2 pseudogenes are annotated in these 286 nt (G+C 61.2%); both read left to right on the forward strand.

Annotated features, from left to right (window positions below):
- Positions 1-140, forward strand: a pseudogene (locus tag AACY49_RS31480) (ornithine carbamoyltransferase); the annotation flags it as partial.
- A 53-nt stretch (positions 141-193) separates the two neighbouring features.
- A pseudogene (locus AACY49_RS31485) lies at positions 194-286 on the forward strand (carbamate kinase); the annotation flags it as partial.

A 286-nucleotide genomic window follows, 5' to 3' on the forward strand; every position in this document is an offset into this window, starting at 1 on the left:
CGCGCTATCCGCACCTGGCCAACGGCGTCGAAGTGACCGAAGACGTCTTCGAGTCCCCAGCCAACATCGCCTTCGAGCAAGCGGAAAACCGCATGCACACCATCAAGGCGATTCTCGTGTCGGCGCTGGCGGATATCTGAGGCTCATGACTTGACCCCTACGGGGATCACTGAACTCTTGAAAGGACTGCATTATGCGTATCGTCGTTGCTCTGGGCGGTAACGCCCTGCTCCGCCGGGGTGAACCCATGACCGCGGACAACCAGCGCGCCAACATCCGCGTCGCC

This window comes from Pseudomonas sp. EL_65y_Pfl2_R96, assembly GCF_963970905.1.
In the GTDB taxonomy this organism is placed as follows: domain Bacteria; phylum Pseudomonadota; class Gammaproteobacteria; order Pseudomonadales; family Pseudomonadaceae; genus Aquipseudomonas.